Below are 23629 nucleotides of genomic sequence, written 5' to 3'. Positions count from 1 at the left end.
GAGACGGCAATGCACACTTATGAACAGGCGCTCCAGGCCGGAAAGCAATTTCTGCTGGAGCATGATGATTACCTGGTCGTGTCGCATGTACAGCCGGACGGTGACGCAGTCAGCTCGACGGTAACGGTGGGCTGGCTGCTGTCATGTCTGGGTAAGACATTCACGATGATTAATGAAGGTGAAATCCCCGGGCGCATGCAATTTTTGTGGGAAGCAGGCAACATTGTGAACATGACCGAACAACCACCGCAGCGAAAATATAAAGCTGTTATCTGTGTGGATTGTGCAGACTTTGCCAGAGTAGGTTTGACACGTCATTATTTCGAAGACGATGCTGTTATTTTAAATATTGATCATCACCCTACAAATGACGGTTATGGTACAGTCAACATCATTAAGTCAGATGCTGCTGCAACGGCTGAAATTTTGTTCGATTTTCTTAACCTGTTCCAAATAACCTGGGATAAAGATGTTGCGACGGCAGTTTATACAGGATTGCTTACGGATACAGGTGGTTTCCGCTATGCCAACACCAGTCCAAATGTAATGACAACGGCCTCCAGACTGCTTGAACATGGCGTGGATGGACCCTATCTCGCCCAGACCTTGTTGGAGCAGGTGACTCTTCCACAAGTTCGGATTTTGCATCAGGCCCTATCAAGCCTGCAGATGACAGATGATGGCAAGATAGCCTGGGTTGTTATTACACCAGATGATATGGTGGCTTGCGGAGCAGCTAATGAAGATCTTGAAGGTGTAGTGAACTATCCGCGCAACATTCAGGGTGTGGAGGTTGGCATCTTTTTCAAAGTTATCAACGAGAATGCCGTCAAGGTTTCTCTGCGTTCGGCTGGCAAGATTGATGTTGCTGCATTAGCACAGACCTTTGGCGGAGGCGGGCATGTGCTCGCGGCCGGATGTCGTCTGGAAGGCAGAATTGATGATATTGTTGCAAAAGTACTGAAGCAGGTGAATTCACAATGGTAAAGCCATTTGAAGGTGTACTTCCGGTATATAAACCGGCGGGATTTACTTCTCATGATGTTGTAGCCAAGATGCGTCGCATTCTCAAGATGAAGCGCATTGGGCATACTGGCACACTGGACCCACAAGTTACAGGCGTTCTGCCGCTCTGTCTTGGACGTGCGACACGTGTGGTGGAGTACATGCAGGAGCTTCCGAAGGAATATCTGGCTACGCTTAGATTGGGACTGTCCACTGACACAGAGGATATGACAGGGGAAGTTATTGAGCGGGCTGAAACGACCGTGGAAGTAACACAAGATCAGGTTCAACAGGTGTTTGAGCAGTTTATGGGCACGATCTCTCAGGTACCACCCATGTATTCTGCGGTAAAGGTAGACGGCAAACGTCTTTATGAGCTTGCTCGTGAAGGGAAAACGGTAGAGCGTAAGAGCCGTGAGGTCACAATCTATGAGCTTGAGCTTACAGGGATTGAGACTCAGGGCGAGACGACCGATATATCTTTCCGGGCCTTATGTTCAAAAGGTACCTATATTCGGACGTTGTGTGTAGACATTGGCCGACAACTCGGATATCCATCGACCATGGTTCAACTGGAGCGTACGATATCGGCAGGTATCTCTGCAGATCGTTGTCTTCGTATTGAAGAAGTGGAACAACTTATGGCTGACGGGACTTTGGCGGAGGCGCTGATTCCTGTTGACGAGGCTATTGCTTCAATTCCATCCCACAAGGTTGGAGAAGAACAAGCCAAAGGAGCACTTCAAGGTCAGAAACTGTCTGCACGTCTTCTGGAACCGCCTGTAGAGCAACCTGGTTTATTGCGGTTGTATGCTCAGGATGGTACGTTTCTGGGGATATTTGAACGGGATGAACTAAAACCAACGGTGAGGGCAGTTAAAGTCTTTTTGCCGGAATAAAGAGGTTTCGAGCTTGGAGTTGTGGTGATGCTCAAGCTTGGCCTATCTAGTGAAATGCAGGTGAATGATTGTGAAAACCGTAATGCTAACCTATCCGCAGACGTTAGATTCGACTGAGCTGAGCACACTGCCCCAAGTGCTTGCGATTGGTCAATTCGACGGACTGCATCTCGGACATGCAAGTGTCATTTTATCAGCTGTCCGCATTGCGCGGGAAACGGGCATGCAGGCAGCGGTCATGACCTTTCATCCACATCCGAAGGAAGTTATGCGCAAAGGGGATTACGAGGGTTATTTAACTCCCTTGAGAGATAAAGAAGAGATCTTGGCAGGAATGGGCGTTGATGTGCTTTATGTGGTGGAGTTCAATGAAGACTTCTCACGGCTGACGCCGCAACAATTCGTACACGACCTGTTGATTCCTCTTCAGACTCGAACAGCAGTGGTGGGCTTTGACTTCCGTTTTGGTCACAAGGGTGCAGGAGATGAACAGCTTCTTCGTACTTTGGGAGAAGGAGAGATGACGGTGGAAACCGTTCCTCCTTTCTTGTTAAATGGTGAAAAAGTGAGCAGCTCTCTCATTCGTGGCCTGTTGAAGCGTGGGGAGATGGATGAGGCAAGTCAATGGCTTGGCCGACCTTACAGCATCAGAGGAACCGTCATTCACGGGGAGAAGCGTGGACGAACGATTGGATTTCCTACAGCCAACCTTGAACTCACGGATCATTACGTTACCCCGTCGAAGGGTGTTTACGCTGTTCGTGTGCAGTATGGCGAACAGGAACTGCGTGGCGTAATGAATCTCGGTGTGAAACCTACGTTTCATGAAAGCGGGATGAAACCTACGTTTGAAGTACACCTGCTTGATTTTGATGGACACTTGTATGACCAGGAACTAAAGGTTGAGCTCGTTCACTATATTCGTGCAGAACGAAAGTTTGACTCCATTGATGCATTGATTAGCCAGATTCGTGAAGATGCATTAACTGCCGGCCGCCTGTTATCTTAAAGGCTCAGGATTAAATGCATGTTTACATTTACTTTAACTAGGCAATTATGATATACTGTACTACGTTGTCGATTGAGACAACATTAACCTTGGCTTGGTTGCTTGCTCTCACCGGCGGTGACGAGGCTAATGGCGATTATATTGAAGGAGGTGAACAGGATGGCATTGACTCAAGAACGTAAACAACAACTGATCGACGAGCACAAAACTCACGAGTCCGATACAGGATCTCCAGAGGTGCAAGTTGCTATCCTTACGGAAAACATCAGAAGTTTGACAGACCACTTGCGTACGCATAAGAAAGACCACCACTCACGTCGTGGACTTTTGAAAATGGTAGGTCAACGTCGTAAGCTTTTGGCTTACGTGAAAAACAAAGATGTTAAACGTTACAGCGCACTGATCGAAAAACTCGGATTGCGTCGTTAATTATCGTACATGTTTTCAAAACCAACCTGGCTGTTATCCGTCATTCTTTTGTCTAAAAGGACAAGCGGAACTTACAGCCGGGTTGTTTTGTAGATGAACATGTTGCCATATATTTGTAGATGGGGCTCCGTGAGGAGCTTTTGTTGTGCAGGTTAGCATGTTGAAAGATCCATACATAGCTAATGAATGCAGGACAAGCAGGAAATACTGTGAATATGCAGAATCCATTGAATTAGGAACGAATAAAAGGAGGGGTTTCATGGAACAGCGTGTTGAAATGCAGCTTGGTGGAAGAAAGCTTACGCTTGAGACCGGGCGTTTGGCCAAGCAGGCTAATGCTGCCGTTAAGGTAACATACGGGGATACCGTGGTATTGTGTACCGTGACAGCATCAAGTGAGCCGAAAGATCTGGACTTTTTCCCATTAACGGTGAACTATGAAGAAAGATTGTACGCCGTAGGTAAAATCCCGGGAGGATTTATTAAACGTGAAGGCAGACCGAGTGAGAAAGCCATTCTTTCAAGCCGTCTGACAGACCGTCCAATTCGTCCTTTGTTCCCGGAAGGCTTCCGGAATGATGTACAAGTTCTGAATATCGTTATGAGTGTGGATCAGGATTGCGAACCGCAAATCGCTGCAATGATTGGTACATCAGCAGCATTGAGCATTTCGGATGTTCCATTCAGCGGACCGATTGGTGGCGTGAAAGTGGGACGTATTGATGGCGAGTTCATCATTAACCCAACGATTGCACAGCTTGAAGTCAGTGATATTGAACTGGTCGTTGCAGGAACCAAAAATGCCATCATGATGGTTGAGGCCGAAGCAAACGAAGTGCCGGAAGAAGTGATGCTCGAAGCAATCATGTTTGGACATGATGAGATCCAAAATATTATTGCTGTAATCGAACAACTTGTGCAAGTTGCTGGAAAAGAAAAAATGGCTGTTAAGTTGCGTACTGTTAATGCTGAAGTTAACAGCAGTGTGCGTGAATTCGCCAGCGCTCGTCTGGTCGAAGCGGTTAAAATCGCCGAGAAGCATGCTCGTCAAGATGCAATCGATGTAGTGAATGACGAAACCGTTGCTCACTTTGAAGAGAAATATATTGAAAGTCCGGAATTGTTCAAAGACGTGAAGGAAGTTCTGCACGATATCGTCAAAGAAGAAGTGCGTCGTCTGATCACGCATGATAAAGTTCGTCCGGATGGACGTGGACTTGCTGAAATTCGCCCAATTGAATGTGATACATCTCTGCTGCCACGTGCACATGGTACAGGACTGTTTACGCGCGGTCAAACGCAAGCACTTAGCGTTTGTACACTTGGTGCACTGGGTGATGTTCAGATTTTGGACGGAATCAGTCTTGAAGAAACGAAACGATTCATGCATCACTATAACTTCCCACCATTCAGCGTAGGCGAAGCGCGTCCATTGCGTGCTCCAGGTCGTCGCGAAATCGGACATGGTGCTCTGGGTGAGCGCGCTCTTTCCAAAGTGATCCCTTCCGAAACGGATTTCCCGTACACGATTCGTTTGGTATCTGAAGTTCTGGAATCCAACGGCTCATCATCTCAGGCAAGTATCTGTGCCAGCACTTTAGCTATGATGGATGCAGGTGTTCCAATCAAAGCTCCGGTTGCGGGTGTGGCTATGGGTCTGATCAAAGATGGTGACCATGTATCCATTCTGAGTGATATTCAGGGTATGGAAGATCATCTGGGTGATATGGACTTCAAGGTAGCAGGAACACCTGAAGGCGTAACCGCGATTCAAATGGACATTAAAATTGCCGGTATTAACCGTCAAATTTTGTCTGATGCATTGGCGCAAGCCAAAGAAGGTCGTATGCACATTTTGGGCAAAATGAACGAAATTTTGAAAACTCCACGTGAGCAGTTATCACAATATGCGCCTAAAATTACAACGATGCATATCAATCCGGACAAAATCCGTGATGTTATCGGTGCAGGTGGTAAAATTATCAATAAAATCATCGAAGAAACCGGTGTTAAAATTGATATTGAACAGGATGGACGTGTCTTTATCGCTTCTTCCAACCAGGAGATGAATGATAAAGCCAAAGCGATCATCGAAGGTATTGTGCGCGAAGTATTGGTCGGCGAGATTTATGTCGGCAAAGTAAAACGCGTAGAGAAATTCGGTGCATTTGTTGAAGTACTTCCGAACAAAGAAGGTCTGGTACACATCTCGCAACTGTCAACTGAACGTGTTGCCAAAGTGGAAGATGTTGTAGCTATCGGTGATTCCATTACGGTAAAAGTAACGGAAATTGACCCACAAGGTCGAATCAACTTGTCCCGTAAAGCAGTTTTGACTGCTGAAGCTCCGGCTCAATCCTAGGATACCGAAGCGACAGGTTATAAATGGATAGATTGAATGAAGAGACAGAATGTGAATTTCTGGCTCTTTTTTTAACGTTTAAATATGTAAAGCAAGGATGAAACCATGGCTTGGCATTCATATTTTTGCCCTTGTCCTCATATGATGGGGACAAAGACGGCGGGAGGATGGAGCTGTGGGAAACCAATCCAAAAAGCTGGCGGCTGTTCTGGCGGGTGTGACTGCGGTCATATTGATCGGACAAGTTGGCAGTGTACGTACATACATTACGGAGATCCGTGATGGGCCAGGTACGCAAAATGCTTTTGACATGTTTAAGGAGGCAACTGGAGAAGATGCGCTGTTGTCTGCGATTCGAGATAAAGCGGCTGAAACGAAAATTGCTCCGGTGAATGCCAGAGTGGATCGGGTATGGAAAGCGATTCCTGGTTATAATGGCATGGAGATTGATGTGGAAGCGACATACCGTAAGGCGCTGAGTGGAACGTTGAATACCAAAATTGCTTATGTCTACCGTCAGATTGAGCCGGAGATTCAGCTTAAAGATTTGGGTGCACATCCGATCTATCGGGGGAATGCAAACAAACCGATGGTTTCTTTTATGATTAATGTGGCCTGGGGGAACGAATATATCATACCGATGCTGGATACGCTCGATGCCGAGAAAGTGAAGGCTACTTTTTTTCTGGATGGAAGTTGGTTAAGCAAAAATGTTGAACTGGCCAAAGAAATTCAGAAGCGTGGGCATGAGATGTCCAACCATGCATATTCTCACCCTAATATGAGTCGATTGAGCGCAGAACGGGCCAAGCTGGAAATTAGCAAAACTCAGGATCTGCTCCATAAAACGCTGGGCGTAGAGAATCGTTGGTTTGCTCCGCCTTCCGGTGACTTTAATCAGAAGACCGTTGACATTGCTTCATCCATGGGACTGCACACCGTGTTATGGACAGTAGATACGGTGGATTGGCGTAAGCCAAGCCCGGATGCTGTTGTTGCCAAAATTGCGAAAAATACCGAGGCAGGCACGTTAATTCTAATGCACCCTACAGCTGCTTCTTCGGGAGCTTTAAAGGGTATGATTCAATCCATTCGGGCCAAAGGTCTCGTGCTCGGAACGGTAAGTGAGACGTTGTCTTCGGAACGTGTAAATACGTCTGCGGTTGAGTGAACGTTGTTTTTTTGTTAATATCAAACAGTTGGAACCAAATGTCGATTTCAATTTCAAGGTTGAGATCAAGGCAATTATAGAGATGTAGGAGGGCCAACCATGAAAAAAATTCAGCTGGGCAATGGCCTCAGAGTTGTCATGGAACAGATACCGACCTGCCGTTCTGTGTCTTTCGGAATATGGGTCAAGACAGGTTCGCGCAATGAGCAACCTGCAAGTAACGGAGTATCACATTTTATTGAACACATGTTGTTCAAGGGAACAGATCGTTATGATGCCAAGGCGATTGCGGAGCAGTTCGATGCGATCGGTGGTAACGTGAACGCGTTCACCTCCAAAGAATACACGTGTTATTATGCTAAAGTGTTGGATGAACATTTGCCGATTGCGGTTGATGTATTGTCTGATATGTTTTTCCGCTCCAAAATGGATGATGGTGAATTGATCAAGGAGAAAAACGTCATTCTGGAAGAAATCTCGATGTATGAAGACACGCCTGATGATATGGTTCATGATCTGATGGCCTTGGCCGCCTATGGTGAGCATCCACTCGCATACCCAATCCTGGGTACAGAAGAACGCCTCAAAGCGATGGATTCCAGCCATCTGCGTGCATATATGAAGGAGCACTACACGATTGAGAACACGGTCATTAGTATCGCGGGTAATATTGATGACAGTGTAATTGATCTGATGGAGAAGCATTTTGGTGCTTTTGATGTAAATGGAGTAACGGAAGCAGTCACGATGCCAGCCTTCCAAAGCGGACAGCTCTTTCACAAAAAGAAAACGGAACAGAATCATATCTGTATCTCGTTCCCGGGCTGTAAAATCGGAGATCCGCTGCAATTCGCTATGGTTGTTCTGAATAACGCCATTGGTGGAGGCATGAGCTCCAGACTGTTCCAGGAAATTCGTGAGAAACGGGGTCTTGCGTACTCCGTGTATTCCTATCATAGCTCTCATGCGGACAGTGGACTTTTCACGATATACGCGGGTACAGCACCAAAACAGACCAAAGAAGTGCTTGACCTGACCAAAGAGGTTTTGCGCGACCTGGCTGTAAATGGCTTGTCTGAAGATGAACTTCGTAAAGGAAAAGAACAGCTGAAAGGTAGCTTGATTCTAAGTTTGGAAAGCACAGGCAGTCGTATGAACCGTCTGGGTAAAAATGAACTGATGCTGGGCAGACACCATACGCTGGATGAGATGATCACCAAAATTGAGCAAGTTACCATGGACGATATTAACGCGGTACTTGATCTGATGTTTGCTGAGCCTTTTGCACTTGCTATGGTTGGCGCTTCAGATAAGACGATCGCTGGATTGAGAAGGGATGATTTTGTTGCATTACGTTCAAATACAGAAACTGCCGGGCAATGAAGATATTAAACTGCCCCAAAAAATGTCGGAGCTGGCATCCGGCTTTGATGTAGTAGCTGCACTTCAGGAAGACGTTGTTTTGCAGCCGGGTCAGCGTACGCTGATTCCTACCGGACTTGCAATGGCAATGCCAGCTGGATTGGAAGCACAGATTCGTCCTCGGAGCGGACTGGCTTTCAAACATGGAATTACCTGCCTCAACACACCGGGTACCATTGATGCGGACTATCGCGGAGAAGTTAAAGTGCTGTTGATCAATCTGGGTCAGGAACCGTTCACGATTGTACGGGGAGAGCGCATCGCACAGATCGTCTTCCAGACCGTGCCTGCGGTTGAATTGACGGAAGTGAATGAACTTTCGGAAACGGTACGTGGCGAAGGCGGATTCGGTCATACCGGGAAATAATCATCGTAAATATACCCATTTTTTAGAGTCGTCCCTGACAGGGGCGGCTCTTTTTTACATTTGAGAAACGAAAGGTGGAATGCAATTATTGTTTTCACCCCCCTGTGGGCCCCTGCATACGATAAGGCATACATGTGGTGAAAGGAGTGACGTCCCGATGCTGACCGGAGTCCGGATTGTAGTCCTGGGCGGAGATGCGCGGCAGCTTGAAGTCATTCAAAAGTGCGCTGAGCTGGATGCAACGGTAAGTGTGGTGGGTTTCGATAAAATAGAGCGTTCCATTCCAGGGATTGAGCACCAGGAACTGGAGGACGAAGTGTTTGCTTCCGCAGATGTACTGGTACTGCCTGTCGTCGGTTGCGATGATCAGGGGAAAGTAAGTACTTCATTCAGTGATACACCGATCTATTTGAAAAAGGAACATATTGCAGCATTACCAGAGCATTGTATTGTGTTCACAGGTATGGCAAAGCCGTTCTTGCGCGAACTTTGTCTTGAAAATGGGCTGCGACTTATTGAAGTACTTGATCGTGATGATATTGCACTTTACAACTCTATTCCAACAGCTGAGGGAGCCATCGCTATAGCTATTCGGGAGACGGACTTCACAATCCATGGTTCGGAATGCATTGTGCTTGGCATTGGTCGAACAGGATTTACAATGGCCAAAACACTGCAGGGACTTGGAGCAAATGTACGGGTGGGAATCAGGCGGGAAGAGGATGCTGCCCGCGCTACAATAATGGGCTGGAAGCCTTTCATGACAACGGATTTGGCCGCTCAAACCGGGGAAGTTGACTTGCTTTTTAATACGATACCGACTATGATAATCACAGCACAAATCCTGTCCAGAATGCCGCAAAAGGCTGTCATTATCGACCTCGCATCTGCTCCTGGCGGCTGTGATTTCAGGTATGCCGACAAACGCGGTATCAAAGCGCTACTTGCGCCTGGCCTCCCCGGCATTGTTGCTCCCAAAACGGCTGGCGGCATTATTGCCGACGCGTTGATCCGTTTGCTTTTGGAAGAACAGAACGCACGGGAGGTTAAATCATGAACTGGCAGGGAAAAACGGTAGGTTATGCAATTACAGGTTCTCATTGTACGTTTGAAGAGGTTATGCCGGTTATTAGCCGCTTCGTGGCTGAAGGTGCCAACGTCATTCCGATTATTTCGAATTCGGTTCTGACGACCGATACACGCTTCGGTACGGCGCAAAATTGGCAAAAACAGTTGAAAGATATAACAGGTAATGATATCATTTCTACAATTGTTGAAGCGGAGCCATTAGGGCCTTCCAAGCTGCTTGATGTGCTGGTGATTGCTCCATGCACAGGGAATACAACAAGCAAGCTGGCTAATGCGATGACCGACAGTCCAGTGCTAATGGCAGCCAAAGCTCAGATGCGCAATCAGCGTCCGCTTGTGCTTGCGATTTCCACGAATGACGGTCTGGGCTTGAATGCTGCGAATATCGCCAAATTGCTCGTGGCCAAATACTTGTATTTTGTGCCATTTGGGCAGGACGATCCAGTGAAGAAACCAAACTCGTTAGTTGCCAAAATGGAATTGATTCCTGAGGCTTGCTGGAGTGCCCTTGAGGGCAAACAGTTGCAGCCGATGATTGTGGAGCGTTCTTCACAAGCTTAAAGGATCATTAATTTGGTGACAACGTTTATGCGCTTGGAGAAATGAAGGGGTTTGAGAGACAAAGAAAATCATGGGGGACGATATGCTGGATTGAACAGCTACTTGTGTCCACGTTCCTGTCTATAAGGCATTCCTGCTTGCGGGCAGTAAAGGTTAAGCAAGCGGGAGAGGTCTATTGTGAATGTATGCGTCATGATCTCGATAACAACCGCCACCTTTGATTTGTGATTGTCCCAGACAATTACAAAAAACAAGGAGCGGCATGGAATGCCGTATAAAATGCTGAAATTATCGCATCAGAACGCTCCCTAGAGTGATCCATTTGTTGATTTGACCCGTGTCCAGTCTTCTTGCGTACACAAATGGAGGAATAAAGATGCGTATCATGGTACAGAAATTCGGAGGCACGTCTCTCTCCACTGTTCAGGCGAGAGAGCATGTGCTCCGTCACGTTAAACGTGAACTTGAGGCAGGATTAAGTCTAGTCATCGTTGTGTCTGCAATGGGGCGCCGCGGCGAGCCATATGCGACCGATACGTTGCTGGACTGGGCTGCACAGAACGGAAACGCACTATCCGCACGCGAAAAGGATTTACTGCTGTGCTGTGGTGAAATCATATCTGCGACAACTTTAAGCAGTTTACTCGAACATGAAGGCATTCCAACTACAGTGCTGACCGGTGCACAAGCAGGTTTTGTGACGGACGACAATTTCGGGAATGCCCGGATATTGGATGTCCGTCCTGTTCGTGTGTTGGAGCAACTTCAGCTCGGCCGTGTCGTTATTGTAACCGGATTCCAGGGTCAGACGGAGAATGGAGACTTCACGACATTGGGTCGTGGGGGAAGTGATACGTCTGCAACAGCTCTAGGTGCAGCATTACGTGCTGAAATGGTGGATATCTACACCGATGTGAATGGGATACTCACTGCCGATCCACGAATTGTTGAGGATGCGCGTCCGCTGACTGTTGTGAGTTATGCTGAGATCTGTAATATGGCCCACCACGGGGCCAAGGTAATTCATCCACGTGCGGTCGAGATTGCCATGCAATCCCAGATTCCAGTGCGGGTGAGATCTACTTTTGCAGACACGGAAGGAACGCTGGTTACACATCCGGAAGGATTTCGGGATGTGCAGACAGGCATTGTTGACCGTTATGTAACAGGTATCGCCTACGTGAGCAATGTAACGCAAATTACGGTGGATGTGCCTGGTGGTGCAGATCGATTGCAACTAAAAGTGTTCAAAACCATGGCTGAGAATTCGATCAGCGTTGATTTTATTAATGTTACCCCCTCGGGAGTTGTCTATACGGTTTTTGACAGTGATTCCGAGAAAGCCATACAGGTATTGCAGGAGATAGGTCTCAAGCCACAAAGCCTCTCCGGATGTGCCAAAGTGTCCGTCATTGGCGGAGGTATTAATGGTGTACCTGGAATTATGGCTCGAATCGTCGAGTCCTTGACTCTGGCTGACATTCAGATCCTGCAATCGGCAGATTCGAATACAACGATCTGGGTACTCGTAAAAAAAGAAGATATGGTTCAGGCCCTGAGGGCACTTCATGCCTCATTCGAACTTCATTTGTAATTAACTGAAGTTAGAGGAGCCAAACCTGTTTTGAAGGAGGAATCGAATTGGACTTTGGAAGATTGATTACAGCAATGGTCACTCCGTTCAATGAACAAGGAGAGATTCATTGGGAGGAAACGGCACGTCTAATCGACTATCTAATTGTAGATCAGAAGTCGGAGACGCTTGTGGTTTCCGGAACAACAGGGGAGTCTCCAACACTTAGTGATACTGAGAAAGTTCAATTATTCGAATTTGCAGTGAAACATGCGGCCGGTCGGTGCAAAATTATAGCCGGAACGGGAAGCAATAACACGGCACATTCCATCCATTTGACACAGGAAGCTGAACGTGCCGGAGTGGATGGCATATTGTTGGTTGTTCCTTATTACAACAAACCAAGCCAAGAAGGTTTGTTCAGACATTTTGAAGCGATTGCAGGCTCCACCAAGCTGCCAATTATGCTCTATAACGTGCCTGGGCGTACAGTAACCAGCCTGTCAGCAGCGACAACACTTCGTCTTGCACAGATTCCTAATATCGTCGCTACGAAGGAATGTGCGTCTATGGAGCAGGTTACGCTGATTGCAGCAAGTGCTCCAGAACATTTCAGAGTTTATTCCGGTGATGATGCTTCAGGCTTACCAGCGATTGCGGTTGGAGCACATGGAATTGTCAGCGTGGCCAGTCATGTCGTAGGGGCAGAAATGAAGAAAATGATTGATGCCTTCTATGGCGGAGCACCTCTTCAGGCTGCTCAGATTCATCAGCAGCTGTTCCCTGTGTTTAAAGGCCTGTTTGATTGTCCACAACCTCTACCGAACCCGGTAGCGGTGAAATATGCGCTGACATTGCGTGGTCTGGACGTTGGCTCCGTACGGTTGCCCCTTATTCCTCCAACGGAAGAGGAGCAGGATTATATCAAAGGTCTGCTTAATTTGTAATCATTTTGGTTGTATATGGCACTATTTTATTAATCATGGGAATATCCTTCAGATCAGCAAAAGAACCGCGCCTCTTCGTAGAGGTTGCGGTTCTTTTTTTAACGAGTAATGTGAGGTTTCTTTTCCACTGCTAAGGGGAAACCTACAGGTTAACGAGAGAGTGACTTGTTTTTTTTGTTTTTAATCATGTATAATGATGTCAAGTGACTGGGTGCGGTATTTTTTTGAAATTGAAAGCGACATCGTTTCGTGGTGTAGCTTTGCGGTGAAAAAGGAAGGAACGGCTAAGAGGGAATTTCAAATCCAACTTGTTGGTAAAAAGGGAATAACTTCGAAGAACTTCTTCCAAATATCGTGAATAAAGGTGTTCTTTTGCATTCATCCCGATAGATGGGTATGTGATGTATGGACTACTTTTCTTAACTTACAATAAATAATAAGGTACGACGTCCAACTACCATAGGAGGTTTAGATTCATTTGTCTAAGAAAAATAATAACGATAAACTGATGATTTTTGCTTTGGGCGGCGTAGGCGAGATTGGTAAAAATATGTACGTCATCCAATACGCCAACGACATTGTAGTCGTAGATGCTGGTCTTAAATTCCCGGAAGAAGATATGCTTGGTATTGATATTGTCATCCCTGACATTTCTTACCTGACAGAGAACCGTGACAAAGTAAGAGGAATCATCCTTACTCACGGACATGAGGATCACATTGGTGGTCTGCCATATGTTCTCAAACATCTGAATGTACCTGTATACGGAACAAGACTTACACTTGGACTTGTAGAAAACAAGTTGAAAGAAGCGAATTTGCTGGGTGAAACAAAACGTATTCTGATTGATGCGGATTCCGAGATTCAACTTGGAACTGCATTGAAAGCATCGTTTTTCGCTACTAACCATAGTATTCCGGATTCTGTTGGGGTATGTGTCGAAACACCGGAAGGTGCAGTTGTTCACACAGGTGACTTCAAATTCGACCATACTCCAGTCAATGGTCAATATGCAGATCTTCAGCGTATGGCACAGATCGGAACAAATGGCGTGTTAGCGCTGTTGTCCGACAGTACGAACGCTGAGAAACCTGGATTCACACCATCGGAGAAAAATGTGGGTATCGTTCTGGAAGATATCTTCCGTAAAGCTAGTCAACGTGTTGTTGTAGCGACATTTGCTTCCAACGTACACCGTATCCAACAGGTCATCAACGCAGCAGAAGTGACTGGACGTAAAGTTGCAGTTATCGGACGCAGTATGGTGAATGTGGTGGGTATTGCTTCAGAACTGGGTTACCTTGAGATTCCGGATGGCATGATCATTGAACCTGAAGAAGTAGGCAAGATGGCAGCTGATCGTGTCGTGATTCTCTGCACAGGAAGTCAAGGCGAGCCGATGTCAGCATTGACACGTATGGCTCGTTCCACACACCGTAAAGTGGACATCCTGCCAGGCGACACCGTTATTATCGCAGCAACACCGGTTCCAGGTAATGAAAAATATGTAGGCCGTACGATTGATGAACTGTTCCGTCTGGGCGCTAACGTGCATTACAGCGGTGCTAACAGTGGTGTTCACGTATCTGGTCACGGTAGCCAGGAAGAGCTGAAACTGATGCTCAACCTGATGAAACCGAAATTCTTCTTGCCAATTCACGGTGAATTCCGTATGCAGCGTCGCCACGCGGTTCTTGCTGAATCTGTAGGAGTAGAACCGGAAAACATTTTCATCACGGACATCGGTGAAGTGATTGAAATTCAAGGTGGAGCAGCACGTAGAGCAGGTAAAGTCACTGCAGGTAACGTGTTGATCGACGGCTTGGGTGTAGGCGATGTGGGTAACATTGTACTGCGTGACCGCAAATTGTTGTCACAAGATGGTATCCTTGTTGTTGTGGTAACACTAAGCAAACAGGATGGAAAAATTGTTTCCGGTCCTGACATCATCTCTCGTGGATTTGTGTATGTACGTGAATCGGAAGGACTTCTTGATGAGGCCAACCGAATCGTTAGCAGCACATTGCAGAAGTTGATGAGTGAGAACGTTAACGAGTGGGCTTCACTCAAAACGAATGTTAAAGATGCACTTGGACGCTTCCTGTATGAGCAAACTCGTCGTAGACCGATGATTTTGCCAATCATTATGGAAGTTTAAAATAGGCTAAACAAAAACATATATTCAGGCACACAGTCGCCCCTTCTCTACGAGTAATATTGGACGGTTCCTCGTAGAGAAGGGGCTTTTTTTGCGTTTTTCAGGAAGATCGGCAATAGAATCAATATGTGAAGCAATTTGATGTAGCGGGTATAAGGCGGTTGGAAAAATCCCCATACTAAGGAAATACATTAAATGTTTCTGGAGAAGGGGATTAATGAAATGAATGAACGTATGAATGGCAAGCAGGCATCAAGATCCAATCAACCGGAGGTTGAAGCACCGGAGATCCCGATTCAGGAGGAAAAGGCCATCTCTCCCGTGACAGAGACGATTCAGCAATTTGGGCAGACACAGTCGCCGGCAGGTGAATCGAATATTTTCTGTATGACCATTATTGGACAGGTCGAAGGGCATTTGATTTTGCCACCACAAAATAAAACAACAAAGTATGAGCATATCATTCCACAGCTGGTGGCTGCAGAACAGAATCAGCGTATTGAAGGTATTCTGATCATTTTGAACACGGTAGGTGGAGATGTAGAAGCGGGTCTGGCCATTGCAGAGATGATTGCTTCTCTGAGCAAACCTACGGTTACTGTGGTCATTGGAGGCGGGCATAGCATTGGAGTACCGATTGCTGTAGCTTCAACGTATTCCCTGATTGCCGGAAGTGCAACGATGACGATCCATCCGATTCGTATGAACGGCCTTGTCATTGGTGTACCTCAGACGTTTGAGTATATGGAGAAAATGCAGGAACGGGTTGTTCGGTTCGTGACTTCTCATTCGAATATCTCTGAAGAGATGTTCAAAGAACTGATGTTTAAGACTGGTGAGTTGAATCGGGACATCGGCACAGCTGTAGGAAGCGCAGATGCAGTGAAATATGGATTGATGGATGCGGTAGGTGGAATTGGGCAAGCCATTGCTCAGTTAAATCAGCTTATAGGAGACAAGAGACAGACTCTGCAAGCGGGAGGTTATACCCAATGACGTTATATACGGTGATGCCCCCGGAACAACTCTGGTCGGGAATGTGGAAAGAGGGCGAAGATACAAGGGAGATCAAGATGAATGGTTTATTAATGCAGGTGAGACCTGTAAATGACAATGAAGCTGTTATTGTACGCCTGCTGGATTGTCCACTTGAAGCCTATCTCAATCCTGCTAATATGCCCGGTTCAACCATTCCGCTTTCAGGTAACTTGGGATCAGCATAACGCGACGAATTCAGACAAATTGAGCAGAAAAAGAACATATGTACGGATTATATTTGTATGGTATAATATTCTTCTGGGGGTGACCTGATTTTGGCCAGAAGAAAAAAGAGGAAAAAAAAGGGCGCTGGTTTTAGCGGCGTTTTAAAATATGAAATTTACGGGATTGTGCTTATTACCCTTGCTGTAATTGCATTATCGGGTGAAGCCACCGTTGGACGTTCGCTTTCCAAGATGTTCGGACTGATGCTTGGTAAGTTTTATTTTGCGATTCCACTTGTTGGTATTTATTATGGTCTCATGGTGATGATTCACCGGAAGTGGCCGAGTGGTTGGACCACACGTAAAACAGGACTGGTATTGCTGGTCTTTGCCTTAACCCTGATGAGTACCGTCTCTGCAATGCACCAGAAGCTCATTCCGGTTGGTGCGCTTGAGCCTGGTGCTGTGATTACACAGGTACATAATGATATGCAAACCGAGTTGTTAACCCCTGCTGCACCAGGGGAGAGAGACTCCATGCTTAACAAGGATATCAGCGGTGGTTATCTCGGAGCTGGGCAATTTGCTCTTTTCCTGTGGCTGTTCGGCAGCCTTGGCGCGAGACTCATCATGATTGTTATGTTTATCATCAGTTTTATGCTGATTACCAGTCTATCTTATGTGGATCTAATTCGAATATTCCGTACAAAGATTTGGGATGCCGGGAGTTCGATGTACAAGAAGCTGGAGTCGAGGCCCTCTGTACGTTCTGCTTCAGCGTCTGATGCCAGGAAAAAAGGTAACGCTCGTAAAGCGGTACCTGTTCCTGTTGAAGATGATGAAGACGAGTATGAGGATGAATTAGAGGAACAGCATCTGCCTAAACGAAAAGCCCCAATATTCTTCCAACTATTTGGAAAATGGGGAGCTAATCGGGAACAGGCGACATCTGGACGTGAAATGGATGAGGTCGATTCGGTAGAAACAGAACAGATTGTATACCGTGCCGAACAAGATCACAACGTAGAGGCGTGGCAGGATGCAACCGAAGACGTAGCCAACAAATCAACTTCATCACGTGTTCCTGTTCAGGCTAAACCTAACTCAGCGCCGATCATTCGAGACTTTTTTGAGCACGTCAGAGCAGAAGAGGCAAGTATTGACGATGATCTGGACGATGCTTATCCTTTCCCGGATGATCTGGCCGATCCAAACGTAGTGCAACAGGGCGAGCATGCCATTAAAATAACGGATGAACTGGTAGAAACAGAGTGGTCTGCATCGGATGCGGGTACGGACAGGATGAATGCTGCGGATGAGATTCAGAGTGGAGAAGAAGTACCTAATGATGCAATGCAGGGAACAGATACTCCAACTCCTGAAGGGCAGGACGCACAACCGTTGAAACCACCACCGCCACCTCCTAAGCCGTACAAGCTGCCATCATTCCGTCTCCTTGCCAAGCCGAACAATGGGGGCAAGGCGGGTGACCAGAAGGATTATATGCAGACAGCACGCAAGCTGGAAGCTACACTGGAAAGCTTCGGTGTTCGTGCCAAAGTACTTGAAGTGGTTCGGGGGCCTGCTGTTACAAGGTATGAAATCCAGCCTGATATTGGTGTCAAGGTCAGCAGGATTGTCAGCCTGACTGATGATATCGCGTTGGCTCTGGCGGCAAAAGATATTCGGATGGAAGCACCGATTCCCGGAAAGTCTGCTATTGGTATCGAAGTACCTAATGGCGAGGTGTCAGTTGTAACGATGCGTGAGGTAATGGAGACAGCGACGTTCCAGGATGCAGAATCCAAAGTGACCATTGCATTTGGCCGAGATATCTCGGGACAGACGATTATTGGTAACTTGGCTCGTATGCCCCATTTGCTGGTCGCGGGTGCTACGGGTTCCGGTAAGTCGGTATGTATTAATGGAATTATTACCAGCATATTGTACAAGGCCAAGCCGGATGAAGTGAAGTTCCTGATGGTCGATCCCAAGATGGTTGAGTTGAACGTATATAATGGTATTCCGCATCTGATGGCACCAGTAGTAACTGATCCTAAACGAGCGTCACTTGCTCTCAAAAAAATCGTGGTTGAGATGGAGAAACGATATGAACTGTTCTCCAAATCAGGGACGCGTAACGTCGAGGGCTACAATAATCTGATGAAAGATAATCCTGCAGCTGTTCTACCTTATATCGTTGTCATTGTGGATGAGCTTGCAGATCTGATGATGGTTGCAGCCGGAGATGTGGAGGATGCCATTGCACGACTCGCTCAGATGGCTCGTGCAGCCGGCATCCATCTGATTATTGCCACACAACGTCCTTCTGTTGACGTTATTACCGGGGTAATCAAGGCTAACATTCCATCGCGGATTGCCTTCGGCGTATCCTCACAAGTTGATTCCCGAACGATTCTGGATATGGGTGGGGCTGAGAAGCTGCTGGGTCGTGGAGACATGTTGTTCATGCCTATGGGCGCATCAAAACCGGTTCGTGTACAAGGTGCGTTTATGAGCGATGAAGAAGTCGAGAATATTGTAAACTACGTACGTGGTCAAGGTGAAGCGCAGTATGATGAGTCCATTGTACCCGAAGTGGATGATTCCATTCAGGCAGCAGATGAAGTACAGGATGAGTTATATGAGCAAGCTGTACAGATTATTTTGGAGGCAAAACAAGCTTCAGTCTCCCTGTTGCAACGTCGCATGCGAGTTGGTTACACACGTGCAGCGCGTTTAATTGACTCCATGGAAGCCCGGGGTGTAATTGGTCCTTACGAGGGTAGTAAACCACGGGAAGTATTGGTCTCACTTGAACAGTATCAACAGAATAAAATAAGCTCGTAGTGTAACATGTAACATGGTTATAACGAATCGTTGAAGCCCTCAACCTTATTGGTTGAGGGCTTTTTGCTAACCCATCGGACTGAAGTTTTGCCATCTACTCCAAAGATCGGATGATTTGGTGCATAGGAAACAAGCAGGCTTGTCATAATAACCTTAGCGATTCTGATAATCCCACAAGAGAAAGGTAGAGCACAGTCGATGCGAAAAATGAACCTATGGCTTTTCACTGCTATTTTGCTGATATCCGCATTGGGAATTCGTTATTTGCTTCCTGGGAATACAGCAACTGAAAGTTCAGCCGAGCGTACACCGCAGGTAGAAGAAAAGGCCTTGCCTACGTTTAGCAGCAATACAGTGAAATATGGAAGTTACGGTCAGGATGTATATGAGCTTCAGGGGCGTCTGAAGTACCTGGGATTTTACAATGGTAAAATCGACAGTAATTTTGGCAGCAGCACGCTGAAATCCGTCAAATGGTTTCAATCCGAGTTTGGCATGAAGGCAGATGGTGTGGTTGGAGCTGAGACCAAGCTAAAGCTGTACAATGCGTCAACCAAATGGTCGCCAACAGAACCGCCGCTACACAAGGAATCCTCAGGTGGGGATGGAGGCGGCAACAATACGGCAGATAAAGAGCAAGACAATATGGGATCTGCCAATGCACTTGGTCTCTCAGAGAATGAACTCAAAATTATGGCTAACGCTGTATATGGGGAATCTCGTGGTGAGCCATTTGAAGGTCAAGTTGCAGTAGCAGCCGTGATACTGAATCGCGTAAAATCACCAAGCTTTCCAAATACACCTTCTGGTGTAATTTTTCAGCCGGGGGCATTTACGGCTGTAGCGGATGGACAGATCTATCTGGAACCAAACGCACAAGCCAAAAAGGCAGTTGAGCAGGCCCTGAATGGTTGGGATCCGTCCGGTGGATGCCTCTATTATTTTAACCCGAAGACAGCAACATCCAAATGGATCTGGACCCGCCCACAAGTGAAAACAATCGGACAGCATATTTTTTGTATGTGATGATGTTGGAAGCAACCAGAAGGCGTGACTTCGGTTGCTTCTTGCCTTTTGAATGGGTTAAAATGGTTGTTACGTTTAGTTTAATACGATTGCATGACAAATGACGCCGTAAAGGGGTTTTGACATTTGAATACATCAGGATTCGAACGAGGTAGCAAGAGAGAGTTTCGTATACATGTGCTTCCGACTAAACGTTTCAAAACGTTCGCTATATCGCTATATGCCGGAGTTCCCTTACGGGAAGATACAGTAACCAAAGTAGCGCTGACACCTTTTGTTCTGCGACGCGGCACAGAGTCCTATCCGGAAACAACGCAATTCCGTGAGCAACTGGAGCATCTGTATGGTGCAGGTTTTGGTTTTGACGTCTATAAACGCGGGGATTACCAGATTGTACAGTTCCGGATGGATACGATTAATGATTCCTTTGTTGGAGGGGATGAGCAGCTACTGGATCGTTCATTTGCCTTTCTTGGAGAGGTTCTTACCCGACCTGCACAGGAAAATGGACATTTCAGGACGTCTTATGTGCAGGCGGAGCGAGAGACTGTTCGTAAAAAGCTGGAATCCATCGTGAATGATAAAATGCGCTATGCCGCTGAACGCAGTATTGAGGAGATGTGCAAGAACGAGCCGTACCGTCTTCACCCACTGGGTGAGCGAAAGGATCTGCCCGGGATTGAGCCTGACACACTAACTGCGTCTTATCAGGAGTGGCTGCAACAGGCAAATATGGATCTGTATGTGGTAGGGGATACGACACTTGAAGAGGTTGAGAACCTTGTTCAACGTCATTTCAATGTAGATCGAACGTCCTCCTCCGATTACCAGACACAGGCAGCGGTTCGAGGAGATAAGGAAGTAGAGACCGTTGTTGAGCGACTGAATGTGAGTCAGGGAAAACTTAATATGGGACTCCGCACATCTATCACTTATGGAGATCCTCAGTATGCCGCAGCACTAATGTACAACGGGATTCTCGGTGGTTATCCTCATTCCAAACTGTTTGTAAATGTTCGTGAAAAAGAAAGCCTGGCGTATTACGCGTCTTCACGATATGACGGACATAAGGGCATTGCAACGATTCAATCCGGGATTGAAATCCCTAATTATGAGAAGGCCGTCACGATCATCAAGCAGCAGTTGGAAGAAATGAAAAGCGGTGCAATCAGTGACCTGGAAATGTCCCAGACCAAAGCGATGATTCGTAACCTGCTTAAGGAAATGCAGGATTCTGCTTTTGAGATGATCGCTTATGACTTCAATCGACAGTTGTCTGGCAAAGAAAGAACGGCTGAAGAACTGTTGGCTCAAGTAGAACATATTAGCAAGGAAGATGTGCGTGAGGCGGCAGAACAATTCCGCCTGGATACGATTTATTTCTTGCGGGACGAGAAGGAGGAATAATCGGTGGAGAGCATTCGGTATGAGCATTTGCAGGAGACACTATATTACGAAGTAATGGATAACGGACTGCATGTCTATATTTTGCCTAAACCGGGATTCCAGAAAACGTATGCTACGTTTGCAACCAAGTATGGATCGGTGGATAATCATTTTCAGGTTGAAGGACAGGAAGCAGTGAAGGTTCCGGATGGGATTGCTCATTTCCTGGAGCATAAAATGTTTGAAGAACCAACAGGCGATATTTTTGCAACATTTGCGTCTCACGGTGCCTCAGCTAATGCATTTACGAGCTTTGATCAGACGGTTTATTTGTTTTCAGCGACCGAATATGTGAATGAAAATATACAAACATTAGTCGACTTTGTGCAAAATCCTTACTTCACGGATCAAAATGTGGAAAAGGAAAAAGGCATTATTGGACAGGAAATTGACATGTATGCTGATAATCCGGACTGGCGTGTTTATTTTGGATTGATTGAAGCCATGTATCAAAAACATCCGGTGCATATCGATATTGCAGGAACGGTGGAATCCATCCGTACGATTACCAAAGAGATGTTGTATGAGTGTTATAACACCTTCTATCACCCGAGTAATATGCTTTTATTCGTGGTAGGTGGTGTAGATCCACAGGAAGTGATTGATATGGTTCGTTCGAACCAAAAACAGAAGGATTATAAGCCACAGGGGAGTATTCAACGTTTCTTCGAACCGGAGCCTGAGCAGGTAGGAGAAGCCAGACGGGAAGCAAAACTGGCTGTTTCACTGCCCAAATGTCTGTTTGGATTCAAGGAGACGGACCTTGGACTTACTGGAGAACAATTGTTACGGCGAGATATGACAACGCAGCTGATGATGGATCTTTTGTTTGGCTCAAGCACCCGATTATTTCAGAAACTCTATGATGAAGATCTGATCTCGGACAGCTTTGGACATGAGTATAACAGTTCGCCGCAATACGCGTTTTCAGCCATTGGTGGCGATACGAAAGACCCGGATCAATTGCTCGCGCGTATACGTGAAGAAGTGGATGCCATTGTAGAACAAGGGTTCGAATCTACGGATTTTGAACGTGCACGCAAAAAGAAAATAGGCGGATATTTGCGTATGCTCAATTCACCAGAGAACATTGCGCATGAATTTACACGTCAGCAATTCCGTGGCGGTGATTTTTTCAATATGCTCCCGCTCTATGAATCGATTACACTGGAAGATGTTAATCTCAGACTGAGAGAACATATACGCTGGGATCAACTGGCTGTATCGCTAGTCGTGAGTCCTTGATATGGAGAGGGGAACAGGACAATTGAAGGCAATCGGGGAAATGACTGTACTGGTAACTGGCGCAAGCGGTGGCATCGGAGCGGCTATCGCAGAACGCTTCGCCAGAGTGGGAATGAATGTTGTTATACACTATATGAAATCGCATGAAGCAGCGAATGAAGCCGCCAGACGGTGCATGGAACAGGGCAGTGGGAAAATCATGACCGTGTCTGCGGATCTTCGCAGCCGGGAACAGATTGAGCGCATGCGTGAGAAACTGGAGTCACACAATCTCATGCCAGATATCCTTGTGAACAATGCAGGAATCTCGCACTATGGGATGTTGTCTGATGTTACAGAGGAGATCTGGGATGAAGTGATGGCGATTAACCTCAAAGGCACGTTTATGTGTACACAGGAAATGATGCCTCACATGATCTCCCAAAGGTATGGCCGAATCATTAATGTATCGTCGATCTGGGGACTGTCTGGTGCTTCTTGTGAGGTGCTGTATTCCACAACCAAGGGTGGGGTGAATGCATTCACCAAAGCGCTTGCAAAAGAACTCGCACCTTCCGGAGTAACCGTAAATGCCGTTGCTCCTGGCGCCGTTCAGACATCCATGCTTAACCATCTGGATCAGAGTGAACTGAAGATGCTGGAAGAGGAAATTCCGGCAGGAAGACTTGCTCAACCTGATGAAATCTCATCACTGGTTTATTTTCTGGCCCTCCCTGAATCGGGTTATATCAATGGGCAGATTATCAGTCCAAATGGCGGTTGGTTAACGTAAAAAAGCAAAAAACTTGACGGGCTATGAACGAAACAGGTGAAAGTCGCCGAGATGCAGCCGTCTTCTCGATTATTTTCAAAATGCTCGTATATAAAA

20 protein-coding genes are annotated in these 23629 nt (G+C 46.5%); all 20 read left to right on the top strand.

Annotated features, from left to right (window positions below):
- Positions 1 to 9: 9 nt before the first annotated feature.
- The 20 genes from QVE09_RS07330 (at position 10) to ymfI (ending at position 23533) form a co-directional block, all read left to right on the top strand.
- On the top strand, positions 10 to 987 hold the full coding sequence (locus QVE09_RS07330) for a DHH family phosphoesterase (RefSeq protein ID WP_315936307.1): 978 nt from the start codon (positions 10 to 12) through the stop codon (positions 985 to 987).
- Positions 981 to 1904: a tRNA pseudouridine(55) synthase TruB gene (gene truB / locus QVE09_RS07325; protein WP_315936306.1), complete on the top strand. Its 924-nt coding sequence runs from the start codon at positions 981 to 983 to the stop codon at positions 1902 to 1904. Before QVE09_RS07330 ends, truB begins: the two co-directional genes overlap by 7 nt.
- A gap of 70 nt (positions 1905 to 1974) precedes the next feature.
- Positions 1975 to 2913, top strand: a complete 939-nt coding sequence (locus QVE09_RS07320) for a bifunctional riboflavin kinase/FAD synthetase (protein WP_397387016.1) — start codon at positions 1975 to 1977, stop codon at positions 2911 to 2913.
- Between the two features lie 159 nt (positions 2914 to 3072).
- A complete protein-coding gene (gene rpsO, locus QVE09_RS07315; RefSeq protein ID WP_056700672.1) occupies positions 3073 to 3342 on the top strand; it encodes a 30S ribosomal protein S15 in 270 nt (89 codons plus the stop codon).
- A gap of 259 nt (positions 3343 to 3601) precedes the next feature.
- Positions 3602 to 5704 (top strand): polyribonucleotide nucleotidyltransferase, encoded by a 2103-nt coding sequence (gene pnp, locus QVE09_RS07310; RefSeq protein ID WP_315936305.1) that lies wholly within the window; start codon positions 3602 to 3604, stop codon positions 5702 to 5704.
- Between the two features lie 175 nt (positions 5705 to 5879).
- Positions 5880 to 6875: a polysaccharide deacetylase family protein gene (locus QVE09_RS07305; protein ID WP_315936304.1), complete on the top strand. Its 996-nt coding sequence runs from the start codon at positions 5880 to 5882 to the stop codon at positions 6873 to 6875.
- A gap of 99 nt (positions 6876 to 6974) precedes the next feature.
- The gene (locus tag QVE09_RS07300; RefSeq protein ID WP_062833834.1) at positions 6975 to 8258 is read left to right on the top strand and encodes a M16 family metallopeptidase; all 1284 of its coding nucleotides are present in this window, start codon (positions 6975 to 6977) and stop codon (positions 8256 to 8258) included.
- Positions 8218 to 8664, top strand: a complete 447-nt coding sequence (gene dut, locus QVE09_RS07295) for a dUTP diphosphatase (RefSeq protein WP_017689132.1) — start codon at positions 8218 to 8220, stop codon at positions 8662 to 8664. The genes QVE09_RS07300 and dut overlap by 41 nt, the downstream gene beginning before the upstream one ends.
- A 157-nt stretch (positions 8665 to 8821) precedes the next feature.
- Positions 8822 to 9721: a dipicolinate synthase subunit DpsA gene (dpsA, locus tag QVE09_RS07290; protein ID WP_315936303.1), complete on the top strand. Its 900-nt coding sequence runs from the start codon at positions 8822 to 8824 to the stop codon at positions 9719 to 9721.
- Positions 9718 to 10314: a dipicolinate synthase subunit B gene (locus QVE09_RS07285; protein ID WP_062833836.1), complete on the top strand. Its 597-nt coding sequence runs from the start codon at positions 9718 to 9720 to the stop codon at positions 10312 to 10314. Before dpsA ends, QVE09_RS07285 begins: the two co-directional genes overlap by 4 nt.
- 376 nt (positions 10315 to 10690) lie before the next feature.
- Positions 10691 to 11908 carry an aspartate kinase gene (gene dapG / locus QVE09_RS07280; RefSeq protein ID WP_253433880.1) on the top strand — a complete coding sequence of 406 codons (1218 nt, stop codon included), beginning with the start codon at positions 10691 to 10693 and terminating at the stop codon, positions 11906 to 11908.
- A 47-nt stretch (positions 11909 to 11955) separates the two neighbouring features.
- Complete coding sequence (dapA, locus tag QVE09_RS07275) at positions 11956 to 12834, top strand: 4-hydroxy-tetrahydrodipicolinate synthase (protein WP_315936302.1); 879 nt, start codon at positions 11956 to 11958, stop codon at positions 12832 to 12834.
- A 478-nt stretch (positions 12835 to 13312) separates the two neighbouring features.
- Positions 13313 to 14992 carry a ribonuclease J gene (locus tag QVE09_RS07270; protein WP_062833839.1) on the top strand — a complete coding sequence of 560 codons (1680 nt, stop codon included), beginning with the start codon at positions 13313 to 13315 and terminating at the stop codon, positions 14990 to 14992.
- Between the two features lie 222 nt (positions 14993 to 15214).
- The gene (locus tag QVE09_RS07265) at positions 15215 to 15988 is read left to right on the top strand and encodes a ClpP family protease (protein ID WP_315936301.1); all 774 of its coding nucleotides are present in this window, start codon (positions 15215 to 15217) and stop codon (positions 15986 to 15988) included.
- Positions 15985 to 16215, top strand: coding sequence for a YlzJ-like family protein (locus tag QVE09_RS07260; RefSeq protein WP_036609282.1), 231 nt, complete (start codon positions 15985 to 15987; stop codon positions 16213 to 16215). The genes QVE09_RS07265 and QVE09_RS07260 overlap by 4 nt, the downstream gene beginning before the upstream one ends.
- 90 nt (positions 16216 to 16305) lie before the next feature.
- A complete protein-coding gene (locus tag QVE09_RS07255; protein WP_315936300.1) occupies positions 16306 to 19044 on the top strand; it encodes an FtsK/SpoIIIE family DNA translocase in 2739 nt (912 codons plus the stop codon).
- A 198-nt stretch (positions 19045 to 19242) separates the two neighbouring features.
- On the top strand, positions 19243 to 20070 hold the full coding sequence (sleB, locus tag QVE09_RS07250) for a spore cortex-lytic enzyme (RefSeq protein WP_315936299.1): 828 nt from the start codon (positions 19243 to 19245) through the stop codon (positions 20068 to 20070).
- A 126-nt stretch (positions 20071 to 20196) separates the two neighbouring features.
- Positions 20197 to 21477, top strand: coding sequence for an EF-P 5-aminopentanol modification-associated protein YfmF (gene yfmF, locus QVE09_RS07245; RefSeq protein ID WP_315936298.1), 1281 nt, complete (start codon positions 20197 to 20199; stop codon positions 21475 to 21477).
- A gap of 3 nt (positions 21478 to 21480) precedes the next feature.
- A complete protein-coding gene (yfmH, locus tag QVE09_RS07240; RefSeq protein WP_315936297.1) occupies positions 21481 to 22761 on the top strand; it encodes an EF-P 5-aminopentanol modification-associated protein YfmH in 1281 nt (426 codons plus the stop codon).
- 1 nt (position 22762) lies between these two features.
- Complete coding sequence (ymfI, locus tag QVE09_RS07235) at positions 22763 to 23533, top strand: elongation factor P 5-aminopentanone reductase (RefSeq protein ID WP_026081137.1); 771 nt, start codon at positions 22763 to 22765, stop codon at positions 23531 to 23533.
- Positions 23534 to 23629: the final 96 nt, after the last annotated feature.

The sequence above is a fragment of the Paenibacillus sp. ClWae2A genome (genome assembly GCF_032452295.1).
In the GTDB taxonomy this organism is placed as follows: domain Bacteria; phylum Bacillota; class Bacilli; order Paenibacillales; family Paenibacillaceae; genus Paenibacillus.
This window is presented reverse-complemented; position numbering and strand designations above follow the sequence as displayed.